The organism is uncultured Chitinibacter sp. (assembly GCF_945957625.1).
In the GTDB taxonomy this organism is placed as follows: Bacteria; Pseudomonadota; Gammaproteobacteria; order Burkholderiales; family Chitinibacteraceae; genus Chitinibacter; species Chitinibacter tainanensis.
On record NZ_CAMFLP010000008.1, the window covers coordinates 60875 to 84829 of the forward strand.

Sequence of the window (23955 nt, forward strand, 5' to 3'; positions counted from 1 at the left end):
ATAGGATTAGACGCTACCGCCCATATCCAGCACATAACCCACATCTTGTACTTGGGCGGTAAAAGTTTCACCGTTGATCCGCGCCAAAAGCCGCTCAGCGGCTAGTTCGCCGATTCGGCGGCGTGGGGTAACGATACTGGCCAGCCGCGGTTGCAGGGCCTGGCCAATATCCAGTTGATTAACGCCAGCAATTGCGAGCTCGGTGGGGATCTTGAGGCCTTGTGCTTGGGCCGCCAGCAGGGCGCCGGCGGCGATGTCATCATTGGTGCAAAATAGGCCATCCAGCTGCGGATATTGGCGCTGCGCCTCGCGCAATAATTCGCCCCCCAAGCTAAAACTGGAGGGCCGATCTGTTTGGATAATCTGGCTGGGCAGGCCCGCGGCCTGCATCGCTGCGCGATAGCCTTCGGCGCGCAACTGGGTGCGCGAATCGAGCCGGGCGGCCAGATAGCAGATTTGGCGTTTGCCGGTGGCCAGCATCGCCTGCACCATGGCCTCGGCGGCCGCCCGATGATCGAGGCCAACCGCTTGGTCGATGGGATCGGGCGGCAAATCCATCATTTCCACCACCGGAATACCGGCGACGGCCAGCATCTGGCGCGTACGCTCCAAGTGCTGGGCTTCCGAGAGCAAAATGCCGTCGATGTGAAATGACAATAGCTGCTCAACCTGGCGGGCTTCTTCGGCGGGGTCGTAGCCATAGTGGCCGTACAAAACATGGTAACCCGCCGGCGTGGTGATGGCCTCGATGCCATGCGCTACCGCAGAAAATACCTGGTTGGAAATCGATGGCAGCAGCACGCCGATGGCGCGGCTGCGATCGTTGGCCAGCATTTCCGGTACCCGGCTGGGGATATAACCCAGCTCGGCCATCACCGCGGCAATTCGCTCGGCGGTGGCGGTGGCCACCAGATCGGGCGAGCGCAAATAGCGGCTGATGGTCATTTTGGAGGTGCCGACCCGCTCGGCCACATCCTGCATCGTGGGGCGGCGGCGGGGCTTGTCGCTGGGGTGATTCATCGGCCAGCTCCAGCATGGCGCTGAGCGCAGACTGGGCAGGCTGGATCACGGTGGTATTTCATTTCCTTCCAGCGGGCGCTGCGGGCGTCGTAGAGCTGCAAGCGACCGCGCAGGATTTCGCCGCAACCGCTTAAGAGTTTCAACGCTTCGGCGGCTTGCGCCGTGCCGATAATGCCGACCAGGGGCGCAAAAACGCCAAAAGTCGCGCAGGGGCTATCGCTGTCTTCGCCTTCTTCGGCAAACAGGCAGTGATAGCAGGGCGCATCGGCTTCGTGCAGCGCAAAGGTGGTGAGCTGGCCACTAAATTGCACGGCGGCGCCGGACACGAGCGGTTTGCCCGCCAACACGCAGGCGCGATTCACGGCATGGCGGGTGCTGAAATTGTCACAGCAATCGAGTACCACATCGGCCGCGGCTACCAGCTCAGCCAGCCGCGCAGGCGTGGCGCGCTCGGCGAGCGCGTGCACCTGCACTTGTGGATTGAGCGCGTGCAAGGTTTGCTGAGCCGAATAGGCTTTGTTCTGCCCCACCCGGGCTTCGGTGTGCACGATTTGTCGCTGCAGGTTGGTGAGATCCACCACATCGTCATCCACAATGGTGAGTGTACCCACCCCGGCGCTGGTCAGATACAAGGCCACCGGTGAGCCCAGCCCGCCCGCGCCAATCACCAGCACATGCGCGCTGCAAATACGCTCTTGTCCCTCCACGCCCAGCTCATCGAGCAAAATATGCCGGCTGTAGCGCAACAGGCCTTGATCATCCAGCTCTATGTGGGCCGCGCGGGTAGGGCAAACAGACATGGGTAAGCTCAATCGATGGCAATCTGCGCAGTATACCGCGTGCACTGGCGGGCGGCTTGCGCTGAGTCAGGCTGCCGAGGGAAACCCCGACAAGAAAAGGCCCGCTCTAAGCGGGCTTTGGCGCTGCTGGCCAGTCGGGGCTGGCGGTGTGCGGCGGCTAGAGATAGCGGCGCAGTTCTTCTGGCGTATCGTCGTGATCGCCGTGCGGGTGGTTTTCCCACACTTTGGCGTAGACGTCGCGGCTTTTTACATTGTGTTCGGGGATGTGCTGATTATCGTGATGCACTTCTTCGCTGTAATGCGCGAGCGCCCGCAGAATCTTCTGCAAAATGCTGTTGTCCAGATGAAAGCCCGCCGCTTGCAGGCGCTCTTCCAGATCGACCAGCCGATGCTGGTTCAGATTGTATTGCAGCGAGACTTTATGTTGCTCGGGATGCGCCTGACACTGAATGCCCTCAAGGCGATTGAGCAGGCGCATGGCTTGGCTGGCCTGATCCAGCGGCAGCGCCGTGAATACAATATCCCGATGTTTGATATCGTTAGCGTTGGTTTTCATTTTTCCCCCACTCGATAAGCCTTATCGTCGATTTAGATTAACGCTTTTCGGATTGGTTCGCAGCCTTTTTTTGCACCTGTCGTGCAATGGTGGGCTGCATTGAGCTGAGCTTGGGGGTATATGGCTGGTTCGCTTAATTGGTATGGCTGAAATAAAAACACCCCTGCAGGGTATGCAGGGGTGTGAGTGGGGTGGTGCAGATTACTTGCTAGCTGGTTTATTCAGTAACAGCTGCTGCACTTTCAGTACATTCAGGGCTTGCTGCAACTGATAGTCTGATTTAGACGCCAACTCGCGTGGATTTTCTTCGCTCTCGCTGCTGCTGGCTGCTTTCGTAGCCGGTTTTGGCGTCGCTTTCGGCGCGGCAGCTGGGCTTGGGGTGGCCTTGCCGGCATCTTTGTCGGTCGGGTTATCCAGATGGCGGCCCAGATCCGCTTCGCGCAGGCGGAAGGCATTGTCTTCTTTGCCATTCAGCGTTGCGTCTTCCACCACGATATCCGGGGTGATGCCTTTGGCCTGAATTGAGCGGCCATTTGGCGTGAAGTAGCGAGCGGTGGTGAGCTTGAGCGCGCTCTTGGCATCGATCGGCAGAATCGTCTGCACCGAGCCTTTACCAAAGGTTTGCGTGCCGACGACCAATGCGCGTTTGTGATCTTGCAAGGCGCCAGCCACGATTTCCGACGCCGAGGCCGAGCCGCCATTCACCAGCACCACCAGCGGTACGGTTTTGACTTCTTTCGGGGTGTTTTTGAAATAATCTTTGCCGGCATCGCGCTGATAGAACTGTGGATTGGCCGTTAGGCGGATTTTTGCATCCGGGGTGCGACCCTCGGTGTACACCACCAGTACGTCTTTAGGCAGGAAGGCCGCAGATACACCGACTGCACCATCGAGCAAACCGCCCGGATCATTGCGCAGATCGAGCACCAAGCCTTTCAGCGGCGCTTTGTTTTCCTTGTACAGCTCGTTAATGGCCAGCGCGAGGTTTTCGGTGGTTTTTTCCTGGAATTGGGTCACGCGGATATAGCCATAGCCCGGCTCAGCCAGCTTGGATTTCACGCTTTGGGTTTTGATAATGGCGCGTTTCAGGCTGATCACCAGCGGTTTGGATTCGCCTTTACGCAGAATCGTGAGCGTCACGCTGGTGCCCGGTTTGCCGCGCATATTCGATACCGCTTCGTTCAAGGCCATGCCTTGTACCTGCGCGTCATCGATTTTCATAATGTAATCGCCGGCTTTGATGCCTGCGCGAAAGGCCGGGGTGTCTTCGATCGGCGACACGATGCGCACCAGCCCGTCTTCCATATTCACTTCCAGCCCCAGCCCGCCAAATTCGCCCTGGGTGCTTTCTTTCAGATCTTTGAAGGCTTCTTCATCCAGATAGCTGGAATGTGGATCCAGCCCGGTGACCATGCCTTTAATCGCTTCGTTGATCAGCTTTTTGTCTTCAACGGGTTCGACATAGCTTTGTTTAATCAGGCCAAACACGGTCGAGAAAGCGCGCAGCTCGTCGATCGGCAGTGGATTGCCGCCGGCTTCTTTATTGGCAACGGCGTTATACGACAAACTCAGTACGGCACCGAGGCCGGCACCGGCCGCCAGAAGGCTGATTTTTTGCCAGCGGCTGTATGGCTTGTTGGACATCCCTGTTTTTTCCTGTGGTCTCGGGTTTATTTGGCCCACTGTTGCGGGTCCAGAGGTCGGCTGTTGTAGCGGATTTCAAAGTATACGCCAGATTCTGCCATGCCACCGCTGTTGCCCACGGTAGCAATCACATCGGCGGGTTTGACGCTATCACCCACCCGTTTCAGCAGGCTTTCATTGCCGCCGTACAGGCTCATATAGCCACCGCCATGGTCAATAATCAGCAGATTGCCAAAGCCACGCAGCCAGTCGGCAAACACCACCCGGCCGGTGGCTACCGCGTGCACGGTTTGGCCGTTATTGGCTTTAATCATCACCCCTTTCCAGGTGCCACCTTCACCACGTGGTGCACCAAAGCGGCCAATCACCGTGCCACGGGCGGGTAGGGCCAGCTTGCCCTTGAGTGCGGCGAAATTACTGCCAGCCTGGGCCGGATCAGGTAAGACTTCATTGGTTTTGCCGCTTTCTTCTTTCGGCTCGGGTTCGGGCGTAGGGATCGGTTTGCCGGCGGCTTTGGCGGCTTGCTCTTTCTTGGCTTGGCGCGCAGCGCGTTCGGCTTTGGCCTTGGCTTGCGCCTCGGCACGTTTTTTCGCTTCTTCGCGTTGTTTGGCCAGCTGGCGGGCACGCTCGGCTTCCTGTTGGCGAATGATGGCATTCAGGCGTTCGGTGAGCGCAGTGAGGCGTTTTTCATCGGCCGCCAGCTTTTCAATCTGGTCGCGCTGCACGGCAATCTGCTTAGATAATTTGCTGACCACCGCCTGTTTTTCTTGCTGTTCGTTCACCAGTAGGGCGCGTTGCTGTTGCTTATTGCGGGCAATGTCTTGTAGCTCGGCATTTTTCTGGCGGATTTCTTCGGCCAGCTGGTTAAGCTCGCCAAGCTGGGTTTCCAGCTGCTTGGCCAGTGCCTGTTGCGCACGAGCAAGGTGTTTGTAATAAGTCAGATCACGGCTGACTTGGTTGGGGTCTTTTTGGTTGAGCAGTAGGCGCCAGGCTTCGAGCTGGCCGGTTTTATAGCGACTGGCCAACAGCTGGCCCAGCCGATCTTGGCTGGCGCGGATGTGCGTGCGGGTGCGGGCAATGTCGGCCTCGAGGCGTGCCAGCTCATTGCTGGTGAGCTCGCGCTGTTGGGCTAGCTCACGCAAGACACGATTGGCTTCGGAGATGGCCTGCTCGGAATCTTTGAGCGCATCGGCCGCTTCGCTGCGCGATGACTCATTGGCGGTGAGCTGTTTTTGCAGTTGCTGAATCTGCCCACGCAGGTCTTTCAGCTCGGCCTGTTTGGCCGCACGGTCCTTGACCGCATTCTGGCTGGGGGTTGGGCTCGGCTTAGCCGCCGCGAACCCGAACGGGGTGGCGAGCAAAAAAAACAGCGAAACAAGTAAACGTCGTGGCACCGGTTGATCCGTCAGGGAGGCTACGAGTGCATAACTTTACTTGATTCGCCGTGTTCGCTAAACCCAATTACGACTTTTTACAGGAAATTGATCAGCGATTGACCCGTCATTTCCTCAGGCTGAGACAGACCCATCATCGCCAAGAGCGATGGGGCGATGTCTTTCAGTGCGCCGCCCGGTGACAGGCGGGCTGGACGGCCGATGTAGCAGAACGGCACCAGGTCGGTGGTGTGCTGGGTATGCGCCTGGCCTGATTCTTTATCGAACATCATTTCGCAGTTGCCGTGGTCGGCGGTGATCAGTACTTCACCCCCGGCAGCCAATTGCGCGCTCACCACGCGGCCTACGCACTCATCCAGCGCTTCGACCGCTTTCACCGCTGCGGCGAAAATACCGCTGTGGCCGACCATATCGCCGTTGGCGTAGTTACAAATGATGGCGGCGTATTGCTTGCTGTTGATCGCATCCACCAATTTATCGGTCACTTCTTGCGCTGACATTTCCGGTTTCAGATCGTAAGTTGCTACTTTGGGTGATGGCACCAAGATGCGGTCTTCACCGGCGAATTCTTTTTCTTCACCACCGGAGAGGAAATACGTAACGTGCGGGTATTTCTCGGTTTCGGCGATCCGCAGTTGTTTCAGCCCCAGGCCGGCAATGTATTCACCAAAGCTGTTTTTCACTTTTTCTTTGGTGTAGGCCACTGGATGGCTGTAGGCCGAGCCGTAATCGGTGGCCGAGCAGAAGAAGGCCAGTTGAGGCTGGCGTTGTGGATGCTCAAAACCATTAAAATCGGCTTTGGTCAGCGCAGTGGTGATCTGGCGCGCGCGGTCGGCGCGGAAATTCATAAAGATCACCGCATCGCCATCGGCCATCTGGGTTGGGGTGCCAATCACGGTGGCCGATACAAATTCGTCGTTTTCATCGCGGGCATAGGCGTCTTTCAGGCCTTCCAGCGCTGTGTCGGCGGCGTACAGGCCCACCCCATCAACCAGCAGTTTGTAGGCAGGCTCGACGCGCTCCCAGCGGTTATCGCGATCCATCGCCCAGTAGCGGCCTACGATACCGGCGATTTTGGCGCCATTGGCATCACACACGGTTTGCAGACGTTGCAGATACACTTCGGCGCTGCGCGGTGGGGTATCGCGGCCATCAAGGAAGGCATGCACGCGGATGTCGCTGACACCGGCTTGGGCGGCGGCTTCGATGATGCCGAAAACGTGGTTTTCGTGGCTATGTACGCCACCATCCGACATCAGGCCCATGATGTGCAGGGCTTTGCCATTGGCTTTGGCGGTGTCGATGGCTTGTTTGAACACCGGATTATTGCCGATGGTTTTGTCGGCCACATCACAGTCAATGCGGCTGATATCCTGTTGCACGATGCGGCCGGCGCCGATATTCAGGTGGCCCACTTCCGAATTACCAAACTGGCCAGCCGGCAGACCCACGAATTGCTCAGAGGCATTGATGGTGGTGAAAGGGTACTGGCTAAACAGGCGATCGAAATGGTGTTTGCGGGCGTGCAAAATGGCATTGTCATCTCCGCCGGTGCGGTAGCCAAAGCCGTCAAGAATAAGTAGTAATACCGGAGTAATCTGTTGCGACATGACAAAGTCCTATGGTGATTCGCAGTGACCTTGCTAAAATACTCAGCTGTCTGGTGGTTGCGAATAGATTTCAAACACGGTTAGTATTCTAACTCAAGCGAAGGCAATCTCGCCGCTATTTGGCATTATGCTGATACGGCTCAAGTCTGCCCGCCAACAATACCAATAAAAAGAATTCACGATGATTGATTCGATTGAAGAAATGGATGATGAGCACATCGACCAGGCGTCACGGGCGATGAAAGCGATGTCGCACCCGCTGCGGCTAAAGATTCTGTGTGTGCTGGCTGATCAGGAAGTCAGTGTGCAGGATATTGTGGAGCGGGTGGGTACCACCCAATCCAATATCTCCCAGCATTTGGCGCTGATGCGCGAAAAAGGCGTTTTGCGCACGCGCAAAGACGCTAATCGCGTGTACTACCGGGTGGGCGATATTCGCACGCTGGTGGTGGTGGCGATGATGCGGGATGTATTCTGCGGATTCTAGTATTTCTGCTGGTTTGGCGGGCAATACCCCGCCAGAGTATGCCAAGCGCCCCATGGGGCGCTTTTTCTTTGTCTGCGCTTTAGCCGCGTGCGGCGATTAGCGTGCGTTCAGCAGACGTTTGATCTGCTCTTCGAGTTGCGCGTGGCTGATTTTGCCTAAATGCTGGTGCACCCGCTGGCCTTTGCCATCAAAAAACACGGTAAATGGCAGCCCGCCCATGGCGTTGCCTTGCTGGCGCATCAGCTGCATCGCGCTATCGCCGCCGATCAGAATCGGGTAGTTCACTTTGAGCTGCTTGGCAAACTGCGCCACGGGTTGGGGCTCATCAATCGCGATCCCGATAAACTGAATCTTTCCGGCATATTGTTTTTGTAGCGCCACCATTTCCGGCATTTCCTGCCGGCAGGGGCCGCACCAGGTAGCCCAGTAATTCACGATCACCGGCTTGCCTTGCCATTGCTGCAGGGCCTGGCTTTTGCCTTGCTGGTCGGGTAATTTAAGCGCCCATAGCGGGTCGCTGGCGTAGCTCAGACTGGTTAGCAAACTGGCTGCCAGCCAAAGAGTCAGACGATGAGTGAAACGCATAAGGTGCTCGCTGTATCAGTTTGGCCGGTGGCGCGGCGCCACCCGGCGCGGGGTTAGGGCAGACTGCGCAAAGTGGCCAAGAAGGCGCTTGGGGCTTGAAAACCGATCACCCGGCGCGGCACCTCTTGCCCGGCGCGATCATAAAAAATCAGTGCCGGCGGCCCATAGAGCTTGTAGCGCGCGAGTAGCTCAGCGTCGGCTGGGCTATTGGCGGTGACATCCACGCGGATGAGCTGATAATCAGCCAGCGCCGCTTGCACCTCCGGCTGGCTCAGGGTTTCGCGCTCAAACTCGATGCAGGCCACACACCAGTCGGCATAAAAATCCACCATCACCGGCTTGCCTCGTGCAGCCTGTAGCGCGCGATCGAGCTCGGCGCTGCTGCGCACGGTTTGCATGGTTAAAGCATGAGCGGTGGTGCTGGCGGGCAGATAGGGGCTCCAGAGCGGGCGGGCAATCCAGATTGCCATCGCCAGCATGCCGATGCCGAACACGATTTTCACACCCTGCATCACGCGCCCGGATAGGCGGGGCAACACGGTGGAGCCAAACGCCCCAATTGCCAGCAGCGGCAGGCCCAGCCCTAATGCCATCATGTATAGCGCGCTGCCGCCCAGCAGTAAATCGCCGCTCTGGCCGATATAGGCCAAGGCCGCCGCTAGCGGTGGCGCGATGCAGGGGCCAATAATCAGCGCCGACAGTAGGCCCATCAGCAGCACTGATAGCCATTGCCCACCGGGCAGGCGCATTGAGAGTTCATTCAGGCGGCTTTGCCAGCCCGCTGGCAGCTGCAGGCTAAATAACCCGAACATCGACAAGGCCATCAGCACAAAAAACAGCGCAAACAGCGCAATTACCCATGGCTGCTGCAGGGCCACCACCAGCAAAGTACCGGTGGCTGCCGCTGCCAGCCCGATGGCGGTGTAGGAGATCGCCATCCCCTGCACATAAACGAAGGTGAGGCCAAAGGCATGCCAGCGGCCACGCTGCGGCCCGCCGATCACAATGCCCGACACAATCGGGATCAGCGGATACATGCAGGCGGTGAGCGCCAAGCCAATCCCGGCGAGGAAAAACACCCCCAGCGTGCCCAAAAAACTACCCCCGAAGTAGTCAGGTTCGGGGGCGGTGTCGGAGGGGCTGCTTTGGCCGAAAAGTTGTTTGATGGCTGGGGGCTTACTGCTTTGCCCCGGCTGCAAGACTTGCGTTTGTGGTGGGTAGCAGATGCCTGCTTCGGCGCAACCCTGAAATTTGATATTGAACGGTTGCTGGTCGGCAATTGGCTGATTGCTGCTCACGCGGACAATCAGGGCATTATGAAACACCGCCACTTTGCCAAAGCTGGGGTCGTCTTTGATTTCGCCCTGGGGTATCTGCGTGGAGAGCTGATGGCCATTGGCGCTGATCGAGATACGGTCGCGATAGAGGTAGTACTTGGGCGCAATCGCGAAGCGGATTTCCACCGTGTTGTCGTTAATTTTCACAATCGACGGTTTAAACGCCTGCTCGGGCGGTAAAAAGTCGCTACTGGCTTGGGTGGTGATTGAAATCAGGCCCAAGCAGGCCCATGTCATTAGGGTAAGTAACCAGCGGTGCAGCATCGTTTATTGCGTTTCCTGTGCCAACCATGCGAGATAACTGGCGCTGCCAGCCACGATGGGCAGGGCAATAATCTCGGGGATTTCATAGGGATGATGGGCCAATAGCCAAGCCTCTAGGGCTGGGTAAGCTGCGCGGGTGGTTTTAATCATCAGCGGAACTTCTAGGCTGGTTTCGACACCATCATGCCAGTGGTAGATGGACTTTACCGAAGGCAGTAAGTTCACACAAGCAGCCAGCCGACCGGCTAGCAGGCCCTGCGCCAAAGTGGTGGCGCTGGCCTCGTCGGGGCAATTACACCATACTACCAGCGATTCTGAAGGAGCATTCATGCCGTATTTTATCCTGGCCAGCGTGCTGGCTTATCCGTTTCTGGAAATCATGTCACTGATCTGGCTCGCTGACCAAATCGGCGGGCTGGCAACCTTGTTGGTGGTGCTGGCCAGTTTTGCTGCCGGCGTCCTGATGTTGCGCCACCAGCGCCTAGGCGTGGCCCTGACGCTGATGAATGATCTGCGCAGTGGCCAGATCGGCTGGCATAGCCTACTCAGCGTGGCCCGCTATTATATCGCAGCGGTGCTGCTGATTATTCCAGGTCTGCTGGGGGATGTGATTGCGATTGCGCTGCTGCTGCCGTGGGGCCGGCAAGGTGTGCCGTTTCAAGCGCGCCCGACTGCCGCGCGCGAAGAGGGCGTGATTGATGGCGAATATCGCCGCGTAGATCCGCAAGCTGATCCTCATCAGCGCCGTATTGGTGAGTAAGCCTTATTAGGGCTGCTTTGCAGGGCAATACCCGGTCGGGTATATTTTGAAGTGGTGATGCTGATGGCAATCGGCCGGCCAGCGGCCTCGCCTCCAGTGCTAGCGCTGGCAAGGGAAGGGTGCGCAGTCAACATCTCGTCACCCCGCCGCAATCGGCGCGATCGAAATAAAAAAACCGCAGCCCCGCTGCGGTTTTTGGTTTGACGCTCGGCTGCTTTAGCCGATGATCTGCACGCCTTGCAAGATAATCACTTCCAGCTGGGCGATGACCACATTCAAAATCAGCTGAATCAGCAAAATCAGCACCATCGGTGAAATATCAATCCCGCCAATCGGTGGGATGATTTTCTGAATTGGCCGCAAAAACGGCGCCGTCAGGCCAGTCAGTGTGGGCATCAGCGGGTTGTACGGTGACAACCAGCTCATCAGCACTTGCCCGATCACCGCCGCAAATAGCAGATACAGCGACATTTTGATCAGCTCTAGCGTGGCCGTGAGCCCCAGTGCAATCAGCGAGCCGGCAGCCGAGAAATCAAATGGCCAGGGCGTAATCGCCAACAGCAGCGCATGCATCACCAGCGCCGTTACCCACGCCATGACCAAGCTAGTGCTGTCGTAGCCCTTAAAAGGCGGAATGAGCTTGCGTACGGGCAATACCAGCCAGTTGGTCAGTGCTAGCACAAACTGCCCCAGCGGGTGACGGAACGACACTTGCGCCGCTTGCAGATAAAACCGCGCCAGCAACAGCAGAATCAGAAATTCCAGCAAATTGCGGATCAGAAAATCCAGAATGCCTGTCAGCATAGGTCTCTCCCGGGCTGGGGCTTAGGGCTCGATGTCGCGGCCGAGCTCTTCGCCCAGCTCGCGCGAACGCGCAGCCGCTGCCGCTGCGGCGGCAATAATGGTCGAGCGCACCTGGCTGGTTTCCAGCGCTTTGATCGCCCGCTCGGTGGTGCCGCCTTTGGAGGTCACTTTTTGCTGCAAAGTGCCCGCATCATCGGCGCTATTGAGCGCGAGTTTCACTGCGCCGGCAAAGGTTTGATAGGCGAGTTTGTGTGCGATATCGGGGCTAAAGCCTTGCGCCCGCGCGGCGGCTTGCAGCGCTTCCATAAAATAGAAAATATACGCTGGGCCACTGCCAGAAATGGCGGTAATGCCATCAATCTGGCTTTCTTCCTCAACCCATACCTGTTCGCCAATCGAGGCCAGAATGCGGCTGGTGAGGGCGCGATCAGCTTCGCTCACCGCTTCGCTGGCATACACGCCAGAAATTCCGGCTTGCACCAACGCAGGGGTATTGGGCATCACGCGAATGATTCTGCTGTGTCCCTGCAGGAACCGGGAGAGGGTATCTACGCGAATACCGGCGGCAATCGAGATCACCAAGGCATTGCCCAGATGTGGCAATACTTCGGCGGTCACCGCTTTAAATTGCTGCGGTTTCACTGCAAACAGCACCGCTTCGCTGGCCGGAAAGGCCTCGCCGGGGGGCGAGGTGCTGATGCCGTATTGTTGGGTCAGCTCGGCGCGTTTGCCGGCATCCGGTTCGATGACGTGGATGTCTTGGCTGCTAAAGCCTTGGCTTAACATGCCGCCGATCATGGCGGTGGCCATATTGCCGCCACCGATAAAGGTAATAGTCATTCCGCTTCCTGTGTTGGGTAGTGGCGGGTGCCAAAAATGGCGGTGCCAACCCGAACTAAAGTTGAGCCATGCGCAATCGCCAGATCCATATCGCCCGACATGCCCATCGAAAGGGTGTCCAGCGCGAGGCCGGGCGCTTGCAGCATAAGCTGACATTGTTTCAGCATTTCAAACTGTTTGGCGAGCTTTACTGTATCCAGCGTTGCCTCGGGGATGCACATCAGCCCGCGCAGTTGCACTCGCGGCAACTGACTGATGGCTTGCGCCAGTGGCAGTAATTCCTCGGGGCTGACGCCGGATTTACTGGCCTCCCCAGAGACATTCACCTGCAGGCAAAGTTGCAGTGGCGGCAGCTGCGCCGGGCGCTGCTGGCTCAAGCGTTCGGCAATCTTCAGGCGTTCAATGCTATGTACCCAGGTGGCACATTCGGCCACCATGCGGGTTTTATTGCTTTGCAGCGGGCCGATAAAGTGCCAGATCAGCTCCGGGCAATCGCTGAGCTCGGCGTGTTTTTGCTGTAACTCTTGCGCATAATTTTCACCAAATGCGCGCTGGCCCGCCGCATACAGCGCGCGCACATCGGCGGCGGGAAAGGTTTTACTCACCGCCAATAAAGTGATTTCTGTCGCTTTTCGACCGCAGGCCGTGCTCGCAGCGTCGATCCGGCTCTGTACGCCTTGCCATGCTTCAAATAACGTTGCCATAATGAACAGAATTTTGTCAGGCTCAAACGCCGCTAGCCTAATAAATACGGGCTACGCGGGGCTGTCGCGAATGGATGAGAGGAAGAATTATAAATGGAAATTTCAGAACTCTTAGCGTTTTCAGTTAAGAATAAGGCTTCCGATCTGCATTTATCAGCAGGCTTGCCGCCGATGATTCGTGTGCATGGTGATGTTCGGCGGATTAATTTGCCGCCGATGGATCACAAAGATGTGCACGACATGGTGTACGACATCATGAACGACGGCCAGCGCAAAATTTACGAAGACACGCTGGAGTGTGATTTCTCGTTCGAGATCCCTAATCTCGCGCGTTTCCGGGTGAATGCCTTTGTGCAAAATCGCGGTGCTGGCGCCGTGTTCCGGACGATTCCTTCCAAAGTACTGACGCTGGAAGAGCTCAACGCCCCGAAAGTTTTCCAAGATATCGCCATGAACCCGCGCGGGCTGGTGCTGGTGACCGGCCCCACTGGCTCGGGTAAATCCACCACCCTGGCGGGGATGATTAACTTCATCAACGACAATGAATACGGCCACATTCTGACCGTTGAAGACCCGATCGAGTTTGTGCACCAATCCAAAAAATGTCTGGTCAACCAGCGTGAAGTGGGTCCGCACACCATGTCGTTCTCCAATGCGCTGCGCAGCGCCCTGCGGGAAGACCCGGATGTGATTCTGGTGGGCGAGATGCGCGATCTCGAAACTATTCGCCTGGCACTCACCGCGGCGGAAACCGGCCACTTGGTGTTTGGTACGCTGCACACGAGTTCGGCGGCAAAAACCATCGACCGGGTTGTGGACGTATTCCCGGCGGCGGAAAAAGAAATGGTGCGGGCGATGCTGTCCGAATCATTGCGCGCGGTAATTTCGCAAACGCTGCTAAAAACCAAAGACGGCACCGGCCGGGTGGCGGCGCATGAAATCATGATCGGGATTCCGGCGATTCGTAACCTGATTCGCGAAAACAAAATCGCGCAAATGTATTCGGCGATCCAGACGGGGTCGCAATTTGGCATGCAAACGCTGGATCAGTGCCTGCAAAACCTTGTCCAGCGCAATATTGTTTCGGTGGGCGAAGCGCGCAATAAAGCCGCGATCCCGGATAACTTCAAAGGCTAAGCCCGCTAGGTAGATGCAAGATGGAAAAAGAACAAGCCGCCAAATTTATGCATGACTTGCTGCGCCATATGCGCGCCAAGAATGCATCCGACCTGTTCATCACCGTGGATTTTCCGCCGGCAATGAAAATCGATGGCCGGGTAACGCCAGTCTCCAATCAGCAGCTCAGCGCGCAGCACACCAAAGAGCTGGCGCGGGCGATCATGAATGATCGGCAGGCCGAAGATTTTGAGGCCAATAAAGAGTGTAATTTCGCGATCAGCCCCGGCAATATGGGGCGCTTCCGGGTGAATGCCTTTATGCAGCAAGGCCGGGTCGGCATGGTGCTGCGGACGATTAACTCGGAAATTCCAAAACTGGCTGAGCTTAATCTGCCGCCAGTGCTGGAAGACATCGCCATGACCAAGCGCGGCTTGGTGATTTTTGTCGGCGGTACCGGTTCGGGTAAATCAACTTCGCTGGCAGCGATGATTGGTCACCGCAATGACAATGCTTATGATCACATCATCACGATTGAAGACCCGATCGAATACGTGCATGAGCATAAAAACTCGATCATTACCCAGCGCGAAGTAGGTGTGGATACCGATTCATGGATGGCCGCGCTGAAAAACACCCTGCGCCAAGCCCCCGATGTGATTTTGATCGGTGAGATTCGCGACCGCGAAACCATGGATTACGCCATCGCCTTCGCCGAAACCGGCCACTTGTGTATGGCCACCTTGCACGCCAACTCATCCAATCAGGCGCTGGACCGGATTATCAACTTCTTCCCCGAAGAGCGTCGCCAGCAGCTGTTGATGGATTTGTCGCTGAACTTGAAAGCCTTTGTCTCGCAGCGCTTGATTCCGCATGCCTCGGGCAAAGGCCGGGTGGCGGCGGTAGAGGTCATGCTTAATTCACCACTGATCTCTGAATTGATCTTCAAAGGCGAAGTGCACGAGATCAAAGAAATCATGAAGAAATCGCGTGAGCTGGGCATGCAAACCTTCGATCAGTCGCTGTTTGATCTGTTTGAAGGTGGCCGGATCACTTATGAAGATGCATTGCGCAATGCCGATTCGGTGAATGATTTGCGACTGCAGATCAAGCTGAACGGCTCGGATGCCAAAAAACGCGATGTGCTGTCGGGTCTTGAGCACCTGGACATCGTGAAGTAAACCTAGCGCTGCGGGATCTATGATTTTAACTTCCATGCCACAGTTTGCCCTGCGGGCCGGACTGTGGATTTGGCTGACAGCGGGCCTTGCCCAACCAGCCCTGGCCGCCATGCTTGGTGAGATCCAGGTGCGTTCGGCATTGGGTGACCGCTTTAATGCGGTGGTGACGGTTGCCGCGGCCGATGATGAAGAACTGAGCGCGGCCTGTTTTCGGCTAGTTAGCCCGCAAGATGAGCAAGCCAGCGGTGTATTGCGCCGCGCACGGCTGGTGTACCAATACGAAGCCGGTGGTGGCCGCCTGCTGATTCGCGGCGAAGACACGCTGAACGAGCCGCTGGTAACGCTTGCCATCAAAGTAAAATGCCCCGGTGAAGATGAGCGGGTATTCCAGCGTGATTACCGCATCATGCTCGATCCGCCCGAATACCGGCCCAATTTGCCAGCCATTGGCCAGAGCACGCCGGCTACCAAGCCTGCCACCAGCCGCCGCAAACTGCCGCCGCTGGGCACGGCTTGGCTGAGTGAAGAGGGTGATTCGGTTGCCAAAATCGCCGCCAGCTATTACCCCAATGATAAAGCTCGCCAGCAAGCGCTGGTGGCCGGGATTTACGAGCTAAACCCCGATCTGCCGCAAAGCACGACGGCGCGGCTGACCGGTGACTGGCGTATTCAGCTGCCGCCGGGCGTTAACCTGAGCAAACCTGCTGCCGCGCCAGCGCCGCGCCCGCTTGAAGCGATGCGCTTGGCACCGTTGCCACTCCCGCCCTTGCAGGCCAATCCGCCAGCGGATCGGCTGACGCTGGATGGCGACAACGTACCCGCGCCGAATAATAGCGGCAGTAGCGAATTCCGCCTGCGCCTGTCGATGCCGCAACTGGATACCCAGCGGCAAAATACCCTGACGCCCGAACAAACCCTGCAATTGCGAGAGCAACTGCTTTCGCTCGAGTCGGACGAGCAGGCCGCGCAAATGCTGCAGCTGAAATACCAGATTGCCGATCTGGAAAAACAGCTAGCCCACCTGAAAGCCAAGCCCGCCAGCACCGAGCCGGATGCCGAGGGCGGCAATTCGCCGCTCGGTGATTGGGTTTGGGCGCTACTGGGGCTAGTGTGCGTTCCGGCGCTGTGGCTGGCATGGCGCTATTGGCAAGGCCGGCGGCAAGATGAGCAAGAGCTCTACACGGCTATTCCGATTTCCACCACGTATCTGGCGCAAAACCAATACGAGACTAGCGCGCCACGCCATACCCTCACCTCAGGTGGGCTAGACACGCGTGAAATCGCCACGCCGATTCATCGCGAAGCCCGCGAAGAGTGGCACGATGCCGATATGGATGTCGTGTCGCCCGGCAATGTCACCGAAGAAGCCCAGCTGCTGCTCGATCATGGCCTGGTGCCGCAGGCGATCAATCTGCTAAATCACGAAATCCAGCAATACCCCACTGCGCTGGCGCTGTGGATGAAGCTGTTTGAAATCTTCCAACGCAATGGCCTGGCCGATGAATTTCAGGAAAAAGCCGTAGCTTTCCGCCTGCAATTTTCCAGCGATGGCATGTGGCGCAATGTGCAGGATATGGGCCGCCAGCTCGATCCTTCCAACCCCTTATATCAAAACCTAGAGCCGGCCGAGCCGATGCTGCTGGCCCCGCAAAATCAGCAGCAAGAGCAAGCCTTTGCCAGCGCCATGCAGGCCGCCGGCAGCGCCGCAGTCGCGGACGAAGCGCCTGCACCAACGCTGGATGAGCCCAGCGGCTGGACGTGGGAAGAAGGGCAGGCCAGCCAGCTCGATCGCGATACCATTTTCAACCCCGAGCTGGTGTATCACAGCCCCAGCGAGGGCCTCGCGCTCGATTCGGTGCACGAATCGGCTTTGAGCGAGCTCAGCGCTAGCCCAGTGGCCGAGCAGGCCGACGCCGAAGAAATCGAAATTTCAATCGATGCGGTTGAAACGCTGGATGAAGTGGAGTTGCAGCCGGTTATTGAAGACATCGTCACCCCGCTTGAAGTGGCCGCACCGGTTGCCAGTGCGCCAGCCACCAGCCCCGCCGCCGCGCCGCGGGCCACCAGCAGTGGGTTTAATTCGGACGACCCGGCGCTGAAAGAAATCGCTGAGCTGATCGAAGCCGGCGCCCGCTCGGAAGCCTTTCAGCGGCTGGAGGAAATGCTGTATCGCGGCAGCATGTCGCAGCGGCTGACCGCCAGTAAATGGCTGGATCGACTGTTGTCGGTAGGCGGCTGATCGAGCGTAATTGGCTGTGATGAAAACCCCGCTGCGGCGGGGTTTTTGTTTTGCTGCCTTCTGGCTTAGCGATTGTGGCATGGCCTGCTGGCGCAGGCGGTTTCGTCCGCCGGACGAGCAAGGCGTGACGAAGCTTGGCGCTCTAGCGCCTTAGCGAAGGCCGTGGCCTTAGGCCAGTCGGTCTTACTCCGCCCCTTGCAACCCCCGCGCGCCCGATCACCGCGAAACCCCGTCCGTCCAGCGCTTGGCAAGGCGCGGCAAACTCGCTGCGCGAGCTTGGGTTTTATGCGGCTACGCCGCGATGTTTTGATGCGCGTTCCGCCGCGCGGGCAGGTTGGGGGCTTTACTTGCACCCCACAAAGTCTGCGACTTTGCGGGGACCCCGCGCTTCTCCAAAGCCCCCAACACCCCAAAGGAGCCCCCCGCCTGCGGCCCTCCGGGCTTCCCTCAGTCGGTCGTGAGCCAAACGAAAAGCTGTTTGTCTCACTCCACTCCATCGGCGATGGGCGACAGGGGATTTAAGCCCCAAGCCACACAGCGCGAATATAGCAACTGCATTGGGGTGTTGAGGTATATGCGCCAAACCAAAGTACAGCAATGCCTTCAGCATGATACTGCTGGCAGTATTTACCGCACTGGTGAAGTTGGGGCTGGGTTTCCCGTGTAGCGAAAACCGCGGCGAGGAGGGAGACAAACGGCTTTATCGTTTGGCTCACGACGAAGCAAGGGCAGCGCGGAGCGCTTTTCGCCCGGGGCGCCTTTGGGGTGAAGGGGTATTTGGCGAAGCAAATACCCCTTCCCGTCTGCGCGGCGGAACGCGCATTAAAACATCGCGCCAACGGCGCAAAAAACCTGCTGACTTTAAAGGTTCACGATGGCATGGCCTGCTGGCGCAGGCGGTATACCGGCGGTTTCGCCCGCCGGACGAGCAAGGGGCAGTCTTGCCTTGCCCCTTGCAACCCTAACGCGCCCGATCACCGCGAAACCCCGTCCGTCCAGCGCTCGGCAAGGCGAGGCGGGAACTCGCGTTGCGCTAGCGTCGCAACGCTCAAACAGCCGCATCTTAAAACCTTGCCAACCGCCTCCCGACCGGCGCGGCTCCACGGGCGACTTGTGCTAACCACGCTAGGGGTATATTCACCAAGCCAAATTCCCGCAATGCCTTCAGCACAATACTACTGCCAGTATCTACCGCGCTGGTGAAGCTGGGGCTTGGTTCCCCGTGTAGCGAAAACCGCGGCGAGGAGGGAGACAAATGGCTTTATCGTTTGGCTCACGACGACGCAAGGGCAGCGCGGAGCGCTTTTCGCCCGGGTTGCCTTCTCTTGCTTACTTCTCTTGGCAAAGCAAGAGAAGTAAGTGCCGCGGCGCATAGCCGCCAATCCGTGGTGGATTACAGATTGCAGGCAAATAAAAACCGCCGTGGATGGCGGTTTGGGGGGGGGCTGCAAGCGGCGTAATGCCTTTGGCGATTACTTTCCCTTGCTATTTACAGAATAAAATATCCCTAATCTTGTTGTCCAAGCTTTCACCAGAGGGCAGGTTTGGTCCTGAGATAAATCTTGCAGAGAATTCATCCAGCTTAAATTTTAATTTTCTGGTTTCAGTAAGTGTTCTAGTAGTTCCCAGTGCAGAAGTTGGCCCAAGGTCGTATGTATGTACCGTAATAATATCTTTTCCATTTTCTTCAATAAGTGGTATGTCATCACCAATAATCTCTTCGAATCGCTGATAAACAGGTTCTGGTACGATGAAATATAATCCTTGTGTTACTAAGCTTGATTTCGAGTAGACCAAACTTTTTCTAATTATCTGTGGTATCAATCGCTTGTGAACATTAGCCCAATTTAAGCCATGTTCGGAAGGTGGGATACTCGATTTTTGGTCACGTGCTGCATACCAAGCATCACGATAATTCCCTGTGATATCTATGCTCTGAACTTCAATGCCCACATAGCCTACAAGGGCCCCATCAACAATATGAGCCAAAACCCAATCCATGCTCATTTTGCTTAATTTAACTTCTTTGCCAGAATTCTGGCCGAGCGCTACAACGCATGCCAATGATGCTTCGGGTTTCGTAGCTTCCTTGATGTACTCATCAAAAAGCATAAATTGCACGTCACCAAAAACTTCTGTACTAACTCTTTTGATTGTAGCATAACCATCTGCATAGAGTCTGTTAGGACAGATCACCACATTTTGACCATTATTTGTTACAGAGCATGTTCCGTAACAAATAGTATTGGTGTGGTCATATTTTGAACATGCTTTCCCAATGAAGGGACATGCATTCAATTGCCAAAACTTTCTAGCATTTGGTGTTATGTCTGTTGGGCTAAACCCAAAAACCTCAACTAATGATCGTGTTGTTGAAGCTTGTGCCATTATGAAATCAACCTTTTTATTGTTTCTCCAATTGCTTTAGCCATCAGCGGTGGCACCGCATTTCCTACTTGTTCAAATTGTTCCGTCAAACTGCCAGTAAAAATATAATGGTCAGGGAAACTTTGAATTCGCGCCGCTTCTCTTACAGAAATTGCGCGATCCTGAGTTGGATGAAAGAAACTTCCCCAGTGAGGGTCGCACTTGGTTAGGATGGTTGAGCACAACTCATCTGGGTGAAGTCGTCCGTAGCGTTTTGTATGATCACTTCTTCTTGCTCGTTGCAATCCAGCAGGTAACAATTCATGTGGAATGTCTCTCCAGCTCCCGCCTTGTGGGATGTACTTTAATCGTTCAAGGTTGGCTTTCCCTAGTTTTGCACAACCGTGATTGAAAATTTTCGTTGAGCCTTCACGTAGGATTTTCTGAAATTCTGATTGCGGTGTTTTGGTGTATTCAACATCATCAATCAATTGTCCAAGTGCGAGTTCTGGTAAATCAGAAAGAGCATCCCAAACAGTAGTTTTGTTTTTCAAGTCTTGCGCAAACAATGGTGGTACTTTGATACATAGTTCTCTTGCCCCAGCAAAATTTGCAACTGCTGTTGCATTGTGGGTTGGTTCTGGAAACTCAATCTTTGCACTGTCCCGAAGCGCAATAAAGATGGTTCTAAAGCGCATTTGTGGAACACCATAATGGCCAGCAAAAAGAATTCGATGATCAACGGCATAACCCATGTTTTTTAGATGGGCATAAATTGCCTGCACTGCAGTACCTTTGCCAAGTGAAACAATGCCAGGTACGTTTTCAATCAGAATGGCTTTCGGTTTTAAAATTTCTGCAATTCTTAGGTATTCTTTGAAAAGATGATTTCTTTGATCGTCAAGAGTACGGATTGGAGCATTAATTGAAAAGCCTTGACATGGCGGGCCGCCGGCAATCAGATCTAGCTCGCCCGGTTTTAAACCTGTTAACTTTAATATTTCATGTTCCGATAAATCACGAATATCATTCGTCACAACATGGGTGTTAGGATGATTTTTTGCAAAAGTAGTTGCGTAGGTAGGATGAATGTCTGAGCCGAGAATTGACTGAAAACCAGCCATGTTCAAGCCACAGGTCAAACCGCCAGCCCCTGAGAAAAAATCAACTAATTTCATTATTCTATCCAATTGTAATGATGATCAATTTTTGAAGTCATCATTTTGTTCAATATTCGATTTGTTTTAAATTATTTGCATAAATTGCGCGTGTTGGTATATGTCACTAGCTCAATCTAATAAATGGCCACAACCATATACCCATAAACCAATTACTCCCGCGCTATCCCCAACGTCCTCGCCAAATACAACCCCGTATGACTCGCCTGATTGCGCGCCACTTCTTCCGGCGTGCCGGTGGCGACGATCTGCCCGCCGCCGGCGCCGCCTTCGGGGCCGAGGTCGACGATCCAGTCGGCGGTTTTGATCACGTCCAGATTGTGCTCGATGATCACCACAGTATTGCCGTGGCTAGACAGGCGCTGCACCACTTTTAGCAGCAGGTCGATGTCGTGGAAATGCAGGCCGGTGGTCGGCTCGTCGAGGATGTACAGCGTGCGGCCGGTGTCGCGTTTCGAGAGTTCGAGCGCGAGTTTCACCCGCTGCGCTTCACCGCCCGAGAGCGTGGTGGCGCTTTGGCCGAGGCGGATGTAACCGAGGCCGACGTCGAGCAGCGTTTGCAGTTTGCGCGCCACGGTGGGGACGGCGCTGAAAAATTCCAGCGCGTCTTCCACCGTCATTTCCAGCACTTCGGTGATGTTTTTGCCTTTGTATTGCACTTCCAGCGTTTCGCGGTTGTAGCGCTGGCCGTGGCAGACGTCGCAGGGTACGTACACATCGGGCAAGAAGTGCATTTCGACTTTCAGTACGCCATCGCCCTGACAGGCTTCGCAGCGGCCGCCTTTCACATTGAACGAGAAACGCCCCGGGCCGTAGCCGCGTTCGCGGCTGGAGGGCACGCCGGCAAATAGCTCGCGAATCGGGGTAAACAGGCCGGTGTAGGTGGCTGGATTCGAGCGCGGGGTGCGGCCGATGGGGGACTGATCGACGTTGATGACTTTGTCGAAATGCTCCAGGCCAGTCACTTCACGATACGGCGCGGGCTCGGCGCTGGCGCCGTTGAGGTCGCGCGCGGCAATGGTGTACAGCGTGTCGTTGATCAGCGTGGATTTGCCCGAGCCCGATACGCCGGTGATGCAGACCATCAGGCCCACTGGTAATTCGAGCGTGACGTCTCTCAGATTATTGCCGGTGGCGCCGATCAGGCGCAGCCATTTGTCCGCATCGGGTACGCGGCGCTGCTCGGGCTGGGTGATTTTGCGCTTGCCGGTCATAAATTGGCCGGTGATCGAGTCGGGATTATTAAAGACTTCGTCGGGCGTGCCGCAGGCAATCACTTGCCCGCCGTGTACGCCGGCGCCCGGGCCCATATCCACCAGATAATCGGCGGCGCGCATCGCGTCTTCGTCGTGCTCGACCACGATCACGGTGTTGTCGAGATTGCGCAGGTGTTTCAGCGTGCCAATCAGGCGGTCGTTATCGCGCTGGTGCAGGCCGATGGAGGGCTCATCCAGTACATACATCACGCCGGTGAGGCCAGAGCCAATCTGGCTGGCGAGGCGAATGCGCTGCGCTTCGCCGCCCGACAGGGTATCGGCGCTGCGCTCGAGGCACAGGTAATCCAGCCCCACATTCACCAAGAAGCCCAGCCGCTCGCTGATTTCCTTGATGATTTTTTCGGCGATTTGCGCCTTGCTGCCTTCCAGGTTGAGCGATTGGAAGAAGTGGAGTGTATCGCGCAAGGCCAGCTTGGATAAGGCGTGCAGGGTATTACCCCCCACCTGTACATGGCGGGCTTCTTTGCGCAGGCGCGCGCCGTGGCAAGCCGGGCAGGCTTGGTTATTTTGATATTTGGCCAGCTCTTCGCGCACCGAGGTGGAGTCGGTTTCGCGGTAGCGGCGTTCTAAATTGGGGATAATGCCTTCGAAATTGTGCACGCGCTCAAACTTGCTGCCGCGCTCATTCATATACACAAAGGCGATTTCTTCACGGCCGGAGCCGTGCAGCACGATTTGCTGAATGCGCTCGGGCAAGTCGCTCCAGGCGGTGTCGATATTGAAATCGTAATGCTTGGCCAGGCTGAGCAGCATCTGGAAATAAAACTGGTTGCGCTTATCCCAGCCCTTGATTGCACCGGCGGCGAGGCTGATGTCGGGGTGCGCCACCACGCGTTTCGGATCAAAGAAAGTGCGCTGGCCCAAGCCATCGCAGCTGGGGCAGGCGCCCATCGGGTTATTGAACGAGAACAAGCGCGGCTCGAGCTCGGGCAGGCTGTAGCTACAGACCGGGCAGGCAAATTTGGCCGAGAACCAATGCTCTTGGCCGGAATCCATTTCTACCGCAATGGCGCGGCCATCGGCGTGGCGCAGCGCGGTTTCGAACGACTCAGCCAGGCGCTGCTGCAAATCAGCGCGCACTTTCAGCCGGTCGATCACGACTTCAATACTGTGTTTTTTGTTTTTATCGAGCTTGGGCAGTTCGTCCATCTCGAAGACTTCGCCATCAACGCGAACGCGGACAAAACCTTGCGCGCGTAGCTCGTCAAATAGATCGAGGTTTTCGCCTTTTTTGCCCATCACCACCGGCGCCAGCACCATTAGTTTGGTGTCTTCCGGCAAGGCCAGCACATGATCAACCATCTGGCTGACGGTTTGGCTTTGCAGCGGCTGGCCGTGCTCAGGGCAGTAGGGCGTGCCGACGCGGGCGAACAGCAAACGCAAGTAATCGTGAATTTCAGTGACCGTGCCTACGGTGGAGCGCGGATTATGGCTGGTGGCTTTTTGCTCGATGGAAATCGCGGGCGAGAGGCCCTCGATCAGATCCACATCGGGCTTTTCCATCAGCTGCAAAAATTGCCGCGCATAGGCCGAGAGTGACTCGACATAGCGGCGCTGGCCTTCGGCATACAGCGTATCAAACGCCAGCGAACTTTTGCCCGAGCCCGACAGCCCGGTAATCACCACCAACTTGCCGCGCGGGATATCCAGATTGACGTTTTTCAGGTTGTGCGTGCGGGCACCGCGAATCCGGATGAGGGGCTGGTCAGACGACTGCAAAGCGGGGCGATACATGGGCGTAGTCCGGCGAACATGGAACCAAAGATTGTAGCGCGTTCTCTCGCTACTTGAT

The 23955-nt window shown here is 56.5% G+C and carries 20 protein-coding genes; 5 read left to right on the plus strand and 15 right to left on the minus strand.

Annotation, left to right across the window (positions count from 1 at the left end; translation table 11 throughout):
- Positions 1-6: 6 nt before the first annotated feature.
- The 6 genes from QV747_RS10540 to gpmI all read right to left on the minus strand — a co-directional run bounded on the left by QV747_RS10540 (position 7) and on the right by gpmI (position 7024).
- Positions 7-1020, minus strand: a complete 1014-nt coding sequence (locus QV747_RS10540) for a substrate-binding domain-containing protein (protein WP_273430833.1) — start codon at positions 1018-1020, stop codon at positions 7-9.
- A complete protein-coding gene (locus tag QV747_RS10545; protein ID WP_273430831.1) occupies positions 1017-1820 on the minus strand; it encodes a HesA/MoeB/ThiF family protein in 804 nt (267 codons plus the stop codon). Before QV747_RS10545 ends, QV747_RS10540 begins: the two co-directional genes overlap by 4 nt.
- A 157-nt stretch (positions 1821-1977) precedes the next feature.
- On the minus strand, positions 1978-2376 hold the full coding sequence (locus QV747_RS10550) for a hypothetical protein (protein ID WP_273430829.1): 399 nt from the start codon (positions 2374-2376) through the stop codon (positions 1978-1980).
- A gap of 201 nt (positions 2377-2577) precedes the next feature.
- A complete protein-coding gene (locus tag QV747_RS10555) occupies positions 2578-4020 on the minus strand; it encodes a S41 family peptidase (RefSeq protein ID WP_273430828.1) in 1443 nt (480 codons plus the stop codon).
- Positions 4021-4046: 26 nt separating this feature from the next.
- Positions 4047-5414, minus strand: a complete 1368-nt coding sequence (locus QV747_RS10560; RefSeq protein ID WP_273430826.1) for a murein hydrolase activator EnvC — start codon at positions 5412-5414, stop codon at positions 4047-4049.
- 77 nt (positions 5415-5491) lie between these two features.
- Entirely contained in the window at positions 5492-7024 is a 1533-nt protein-coding gene (gpmI, locus tag QV747_RS10565) for a 2,3-bisphosphoglycerate-independent phosphoglycerate mutase (protein ID WP_028448494.1), read from the minus strand.
- A 181-nt stretch (positions 7025-7205) separates the two neighbouring features.
- On the opposite strand from gpmI, the gene QV747_RS10570 reads away from it, so the two are divergent.
- A complete protein-coding gene (locus tag QV747_RS10570; RefSeq protein WP_034618574.1) occupies positions 7206-7511 on the plus strand; it encodes a metalloregulator ArsR/SmtB family transcription factor in 306 nt (101 codons plus the stop codon).
- Positions 7512-7607: 96 nt separating this feature from the next.
- On the opposite strand, the gene QV747_RS10575 is transcribed toward QV747_RS10570, so the two are convergent.
- From QV747_RS10575 to cutA, 3 genes are read right to left on the minus strand one after another with little or no spacing between them, the layout of a single operon-like run.
- Positions 7608-8096 (minus strand): TlpA disulfide reductase family protein, encoded by a 489-nt coding sequence (locus QV747_RS10575; protein WP_273430823.1) that lies wholly within the window; start codon positions 8094-8096, stop codon positions 7608-7610.
- 53 nt (positions 8097-8149) lie between these two features.
- The gene (dsbD, locus tag QV747_RS10580) at positions 8150-9670 is read right to left on the minus strand and encodes a protein-disulfide reductase DsbD (RefSeq protein WP_273430821.1); all 1521 of its coding nucleotides are present in this window, start codon (positions 9668-9670) and stop codon (positions 8150-8152) included.
- A gap of 30 nt (positions 9671-9700) precedes the next feature.
- The gene (gene cutA / locus QV747_RS10585; RefSeq protein ID WP_028448498.1) at positions 9701-10027 is read right to left on the minus strand and encodes a divalent-cation tolerance protein CutA; all 327 of its coding nucleotides are present in this window, start codon (positions 10025-10027) and stop codon (positions 9701-9703) included.
- On the opposite strand from cutA, the gene QV747_RS10590 reads away from it, so the two are divergent.
- On the plus strand, positions 10026-10457 hold the full coding sequence (locus QV747_RS10590) for an FxsA family protein (RefSeq protein WP_047394605.1): 432 nt from the start codon (positions 10026-10028) through the stop codon (positions 10455-10457). The genes cutA and QV747_RS10590 overlap by 2 nt on opposite strands.
- Before the next feature lie 216 nt (positions 10458-10673).
- On the opposite strand, the gene QV747_RS10595 is transcribed toward QV747_RS10590, so the two are convergent.
- Genes QV747_RS10595 through QV747_RS10605 form a run of 3 tightly spaced genes read right to left on the minus strand, consistent with a single transcriptional unit; the run spans position 10674 to position 12805 of the window.
- Positions 10674-11261: a YggT family protein gene (locus QV747_RS10595; protein ID WP_028448499.1), complete on the minus strand. Its 588-nt coding sequence runs from the start codon at positions 11259-11261 to the stop codon at positions 10674-10676.
- 21 nt (positions 11262-11282) lie between these two features.
- The gene (proC, locus tag QV747_RS10600; RefSeq protein WP_273430817.1) at positions 11283-12101 is read right to left on the minus strand and encodes a pyrroline-5-carboxylate reductase; all 819 of its coding nucleotides are present in this window, start codon (positions 12099-12101) and stop codon (positions 11283-11285) included.
- The gene (locus QV747_RS10605) at positions 12098-12805 is read right to left on the minus strand and encodes a YggS family pyridoxal phosphate-dependent enzyme (RefSeq protein WP_273430815.1); all 708 of its coding nucleotides are present in this window, start codon (positions 12803-12805) and stop codon (positions 12098-12100) included. Before QV747_RS10605 ends, proC begins: the two co-directional genes overlap by 4 nt.
- Before the next feature lie 93 nt (positions 12806-12898).
- Between QV747_RS10605 and QV747_RS10610 the strand changes: the two genes are divergently transcribed.
- From QV747_RS10610 to QV747_RS10620, 3 genes are read left to right on the plus strand one after another with little or no spacing between them, the layout of a single operon-like run.
- The gene (locus tag QV747_RS10610) at positions 12899-13942 is read left to right on the plus strand and encodes a type IV pilus twitching motility protein PilT (RefSeq protein ID WP_028448502.1); all 1044 of its coding nucleotides are present in this window, start codon (positions 12899-12901) and stop codon (positions 13940-13942) included.
- A gap of 20 nt (positions 13943-13962) precedes the next feature.
- The gene (locus QV747_RS10615) at positions 13963-15102 is read left to right on the plus strand and encodes a PilT/PilU family type 4a pilus ATPase (RefSeq protein ID WP_047394594.1); all 1140 of its coding nucleotides are present in this window, start codon (positions 13963-13965) and stop codon (positions 15100-15102) included.
- 19 nt (positions 15103-15121) lie between these two features.
- On the plus strand, positions 15122-17341 hold the full coding sequence (locus QV747_RS10620; RefSeq protein ID WP_273430812.1) for a FimV family protein: 2220 nt from the start codon (positions 15122-15124) through the stop codon (positions 17339-17341).
- Between the two features lie 1485 nt (positions 17342-18826).
- Here the strand turns inward: QV747_RS10620 and QV747_RS10625 are convergent.
- From QV747_RS10625 to uvrA, 3 genes are all read right to left on the minus strand, one after another.
- Positions 18827-19729 carry a NotI family restriction endonuclease gene (locus QV747_RS10625; RefSeq protein WP_273430810.1) on the minus strand — a complete coding sequence of 301 codons (903 nt, stop codon included), beginning with the start codon at positions 19727-19729 and terminating at the stop codon, positions 18827-18829.
- Entirely contained in the window at positions 19729-20886 is a 1158-nt protein-coding gene (locus tag QV747_RS10630) for a DNA cytosine methyltransferase (protein WP_273430808.1), read from the minus strand. The genes QV747_RS10625 and QV747_RS10630 overlap by 1 nt, the downstream gene beginning before the upstream one ends.
- A gap of 152 nt (positions 20887-21038) precedes the next feature.
- The gene (gene uvrA / locus QV747_RS10635) at positions 21039-23897 is read right to left on the minus strand and encodes an excinuclease ABC subunit UvrA (RefSeq protein ID WP_273430806.1); all 2859 of its coding nucleotides are present in this window, start codon (positions 23895-23897) and stop codon (positions 21039-21041) included.
- Positions 23898-23955 lie beyond the last annotated feature (58 nt).

What these genes read in the sequence shown, in the direction of transcription:
- QV747_RS10570 (WP_034618574.1), top strand. Translation starts at nt 7,206, where the DNA reads ATGATTGATTCGATTGAAGAAATGGATGATGAGCACATCGACCAGGCG.
- QV747_RS10595 (WP_028448499.1), bottom strand. Translation starts at nt 11,261, where the DNA reads ATGCTGACAGGCATTCTGGATTTTCTGATCCGCAATTTGCTGGAATTT.
- cutA (WP_028448498.1), bottom strand. Translation starts at nt 10,027, where the DNA reads ATGAATGCTCCTTCAGAATCGCTGGTAGTATGGTGTAATTGCCCCGAC.
- uvrA (WP_273430806.1), bottom strand. Translation starts at nt 23,897, where the DNA reads ATGTATCGCCCCGCTTTGCAGTCGTCTGACCAGCCCCTCATCCGGATT.
- QV747_RS10555 (WP_273430828.1), bottom strand. Translation starts at nt 4,020, where the DNA reads ATGTCCAACAAGCCATACAGCCGCTGGCAAAAAATCAGCCTTCTGGCG.
- dsbD (WP_273430821.1), bottom strand. Translation starts at nt 9,670, where the DNA reads ATGACATGGGCCTGCTTGGGCCTGATTTCAATCACCACCCAAGCCAGT.
- QV747_RS10550 (WP_273430829.1), bottom strand. Translation starts at nt 2,376, where the DNA reads ATGAAAACCAACGCTAACGATATCAAACATCGGGATATTGTATTCACG.
- QV747_RS10545 (WP_273430831.1), bottom strand. Translation starts at nt 1,820, where the DNA reads ATGTCTGTTTGCCCTACCCGCGCGGCCCACATAGAGCTGGATGATCAA.
- gpmI (WP_028448494.1), bottom strand. Translation starts at nt 7,024, where the DNA reads ATGTCGCAACAGATTACTCCGGTATTACTACTTATTCTTGACGGCTTT.
- QV747_RS10605 (WP_273430815.1), bottom strand. Translation starts at nt 12,805, where the DNA reads ATGGCAACGTTATTTGAAGCATGGCAAGGCGTACAGAGCCGGATCGAC.
- QV747_RS10620 (WP_273430812.1), top strand. Translation starts at nt 15,122, where the DNA reads ATGATTTTAACTTCCATGCCACAGTTTGCCCTGCGGGCCGGACTGTGG.
- QV747_RS10615 (WP_047394594.1), top strand. Translation starts at nt 13,963, where the DNA reads ATGGAAAAAGAACAAGCCGCCAAATTTATGCATGACTTGCTGCGCCAT.
- proC (WP_273430817.1), bottom strand. Translation starts at nt 12,101, where the DNA reads ATGACTATTACCTTTATCGGTGGCGGCAATATGGCCACCGCCATGATC.
- QV747_RS10540 (WP_273430833.1), bottom strand. Translation starts at nt 1,020, where the DNA reads ATGAATCACCCCAGCGACAAGCCCCGCCGCCGCCCCACGATGCAGGAT.
- QV747_RS10590 (WP_047394605.1), top strand. Translation starts at nt 10,026, where the DNA reads ATGCCGTATTTTATCCTGGCCAGCGTGCTGGCTTATCCGTTTCTGGAA.
- QV747_RS10625 (WP_273430810.1), bottom strand. Translation starts at nt 19,729, where the DNA reads ATGGCACAAGCTTCAACAACACGATCATTAGTTGAGGTTTTTGGGTTT.
- QV747_RS10575 (WP_273430823.1), bottom strand. Translation starts at nt 8,096, where the DNA reads ATGCGTTTCACTCATCGTCTGACTCTTTGGCTGGCAGCCAGTTTGCTA.
- QV747_RS10630 (WP_273430808.1), bottom strand. Translation starts at nt 20,886, where the DNA reads ATGAAATTAGTTGATTTTTTCTCAGGGGCTGGCGGTTTGACCTGTGGC.
- QV747_RS10610 (WP_028448502.1), top strand. Translation starts at nt 12,899, where the DNA reads ATGGAAATTTCAGAACTCTTAGCGTTTTCAGTTAAGAATAAGGCTTCC.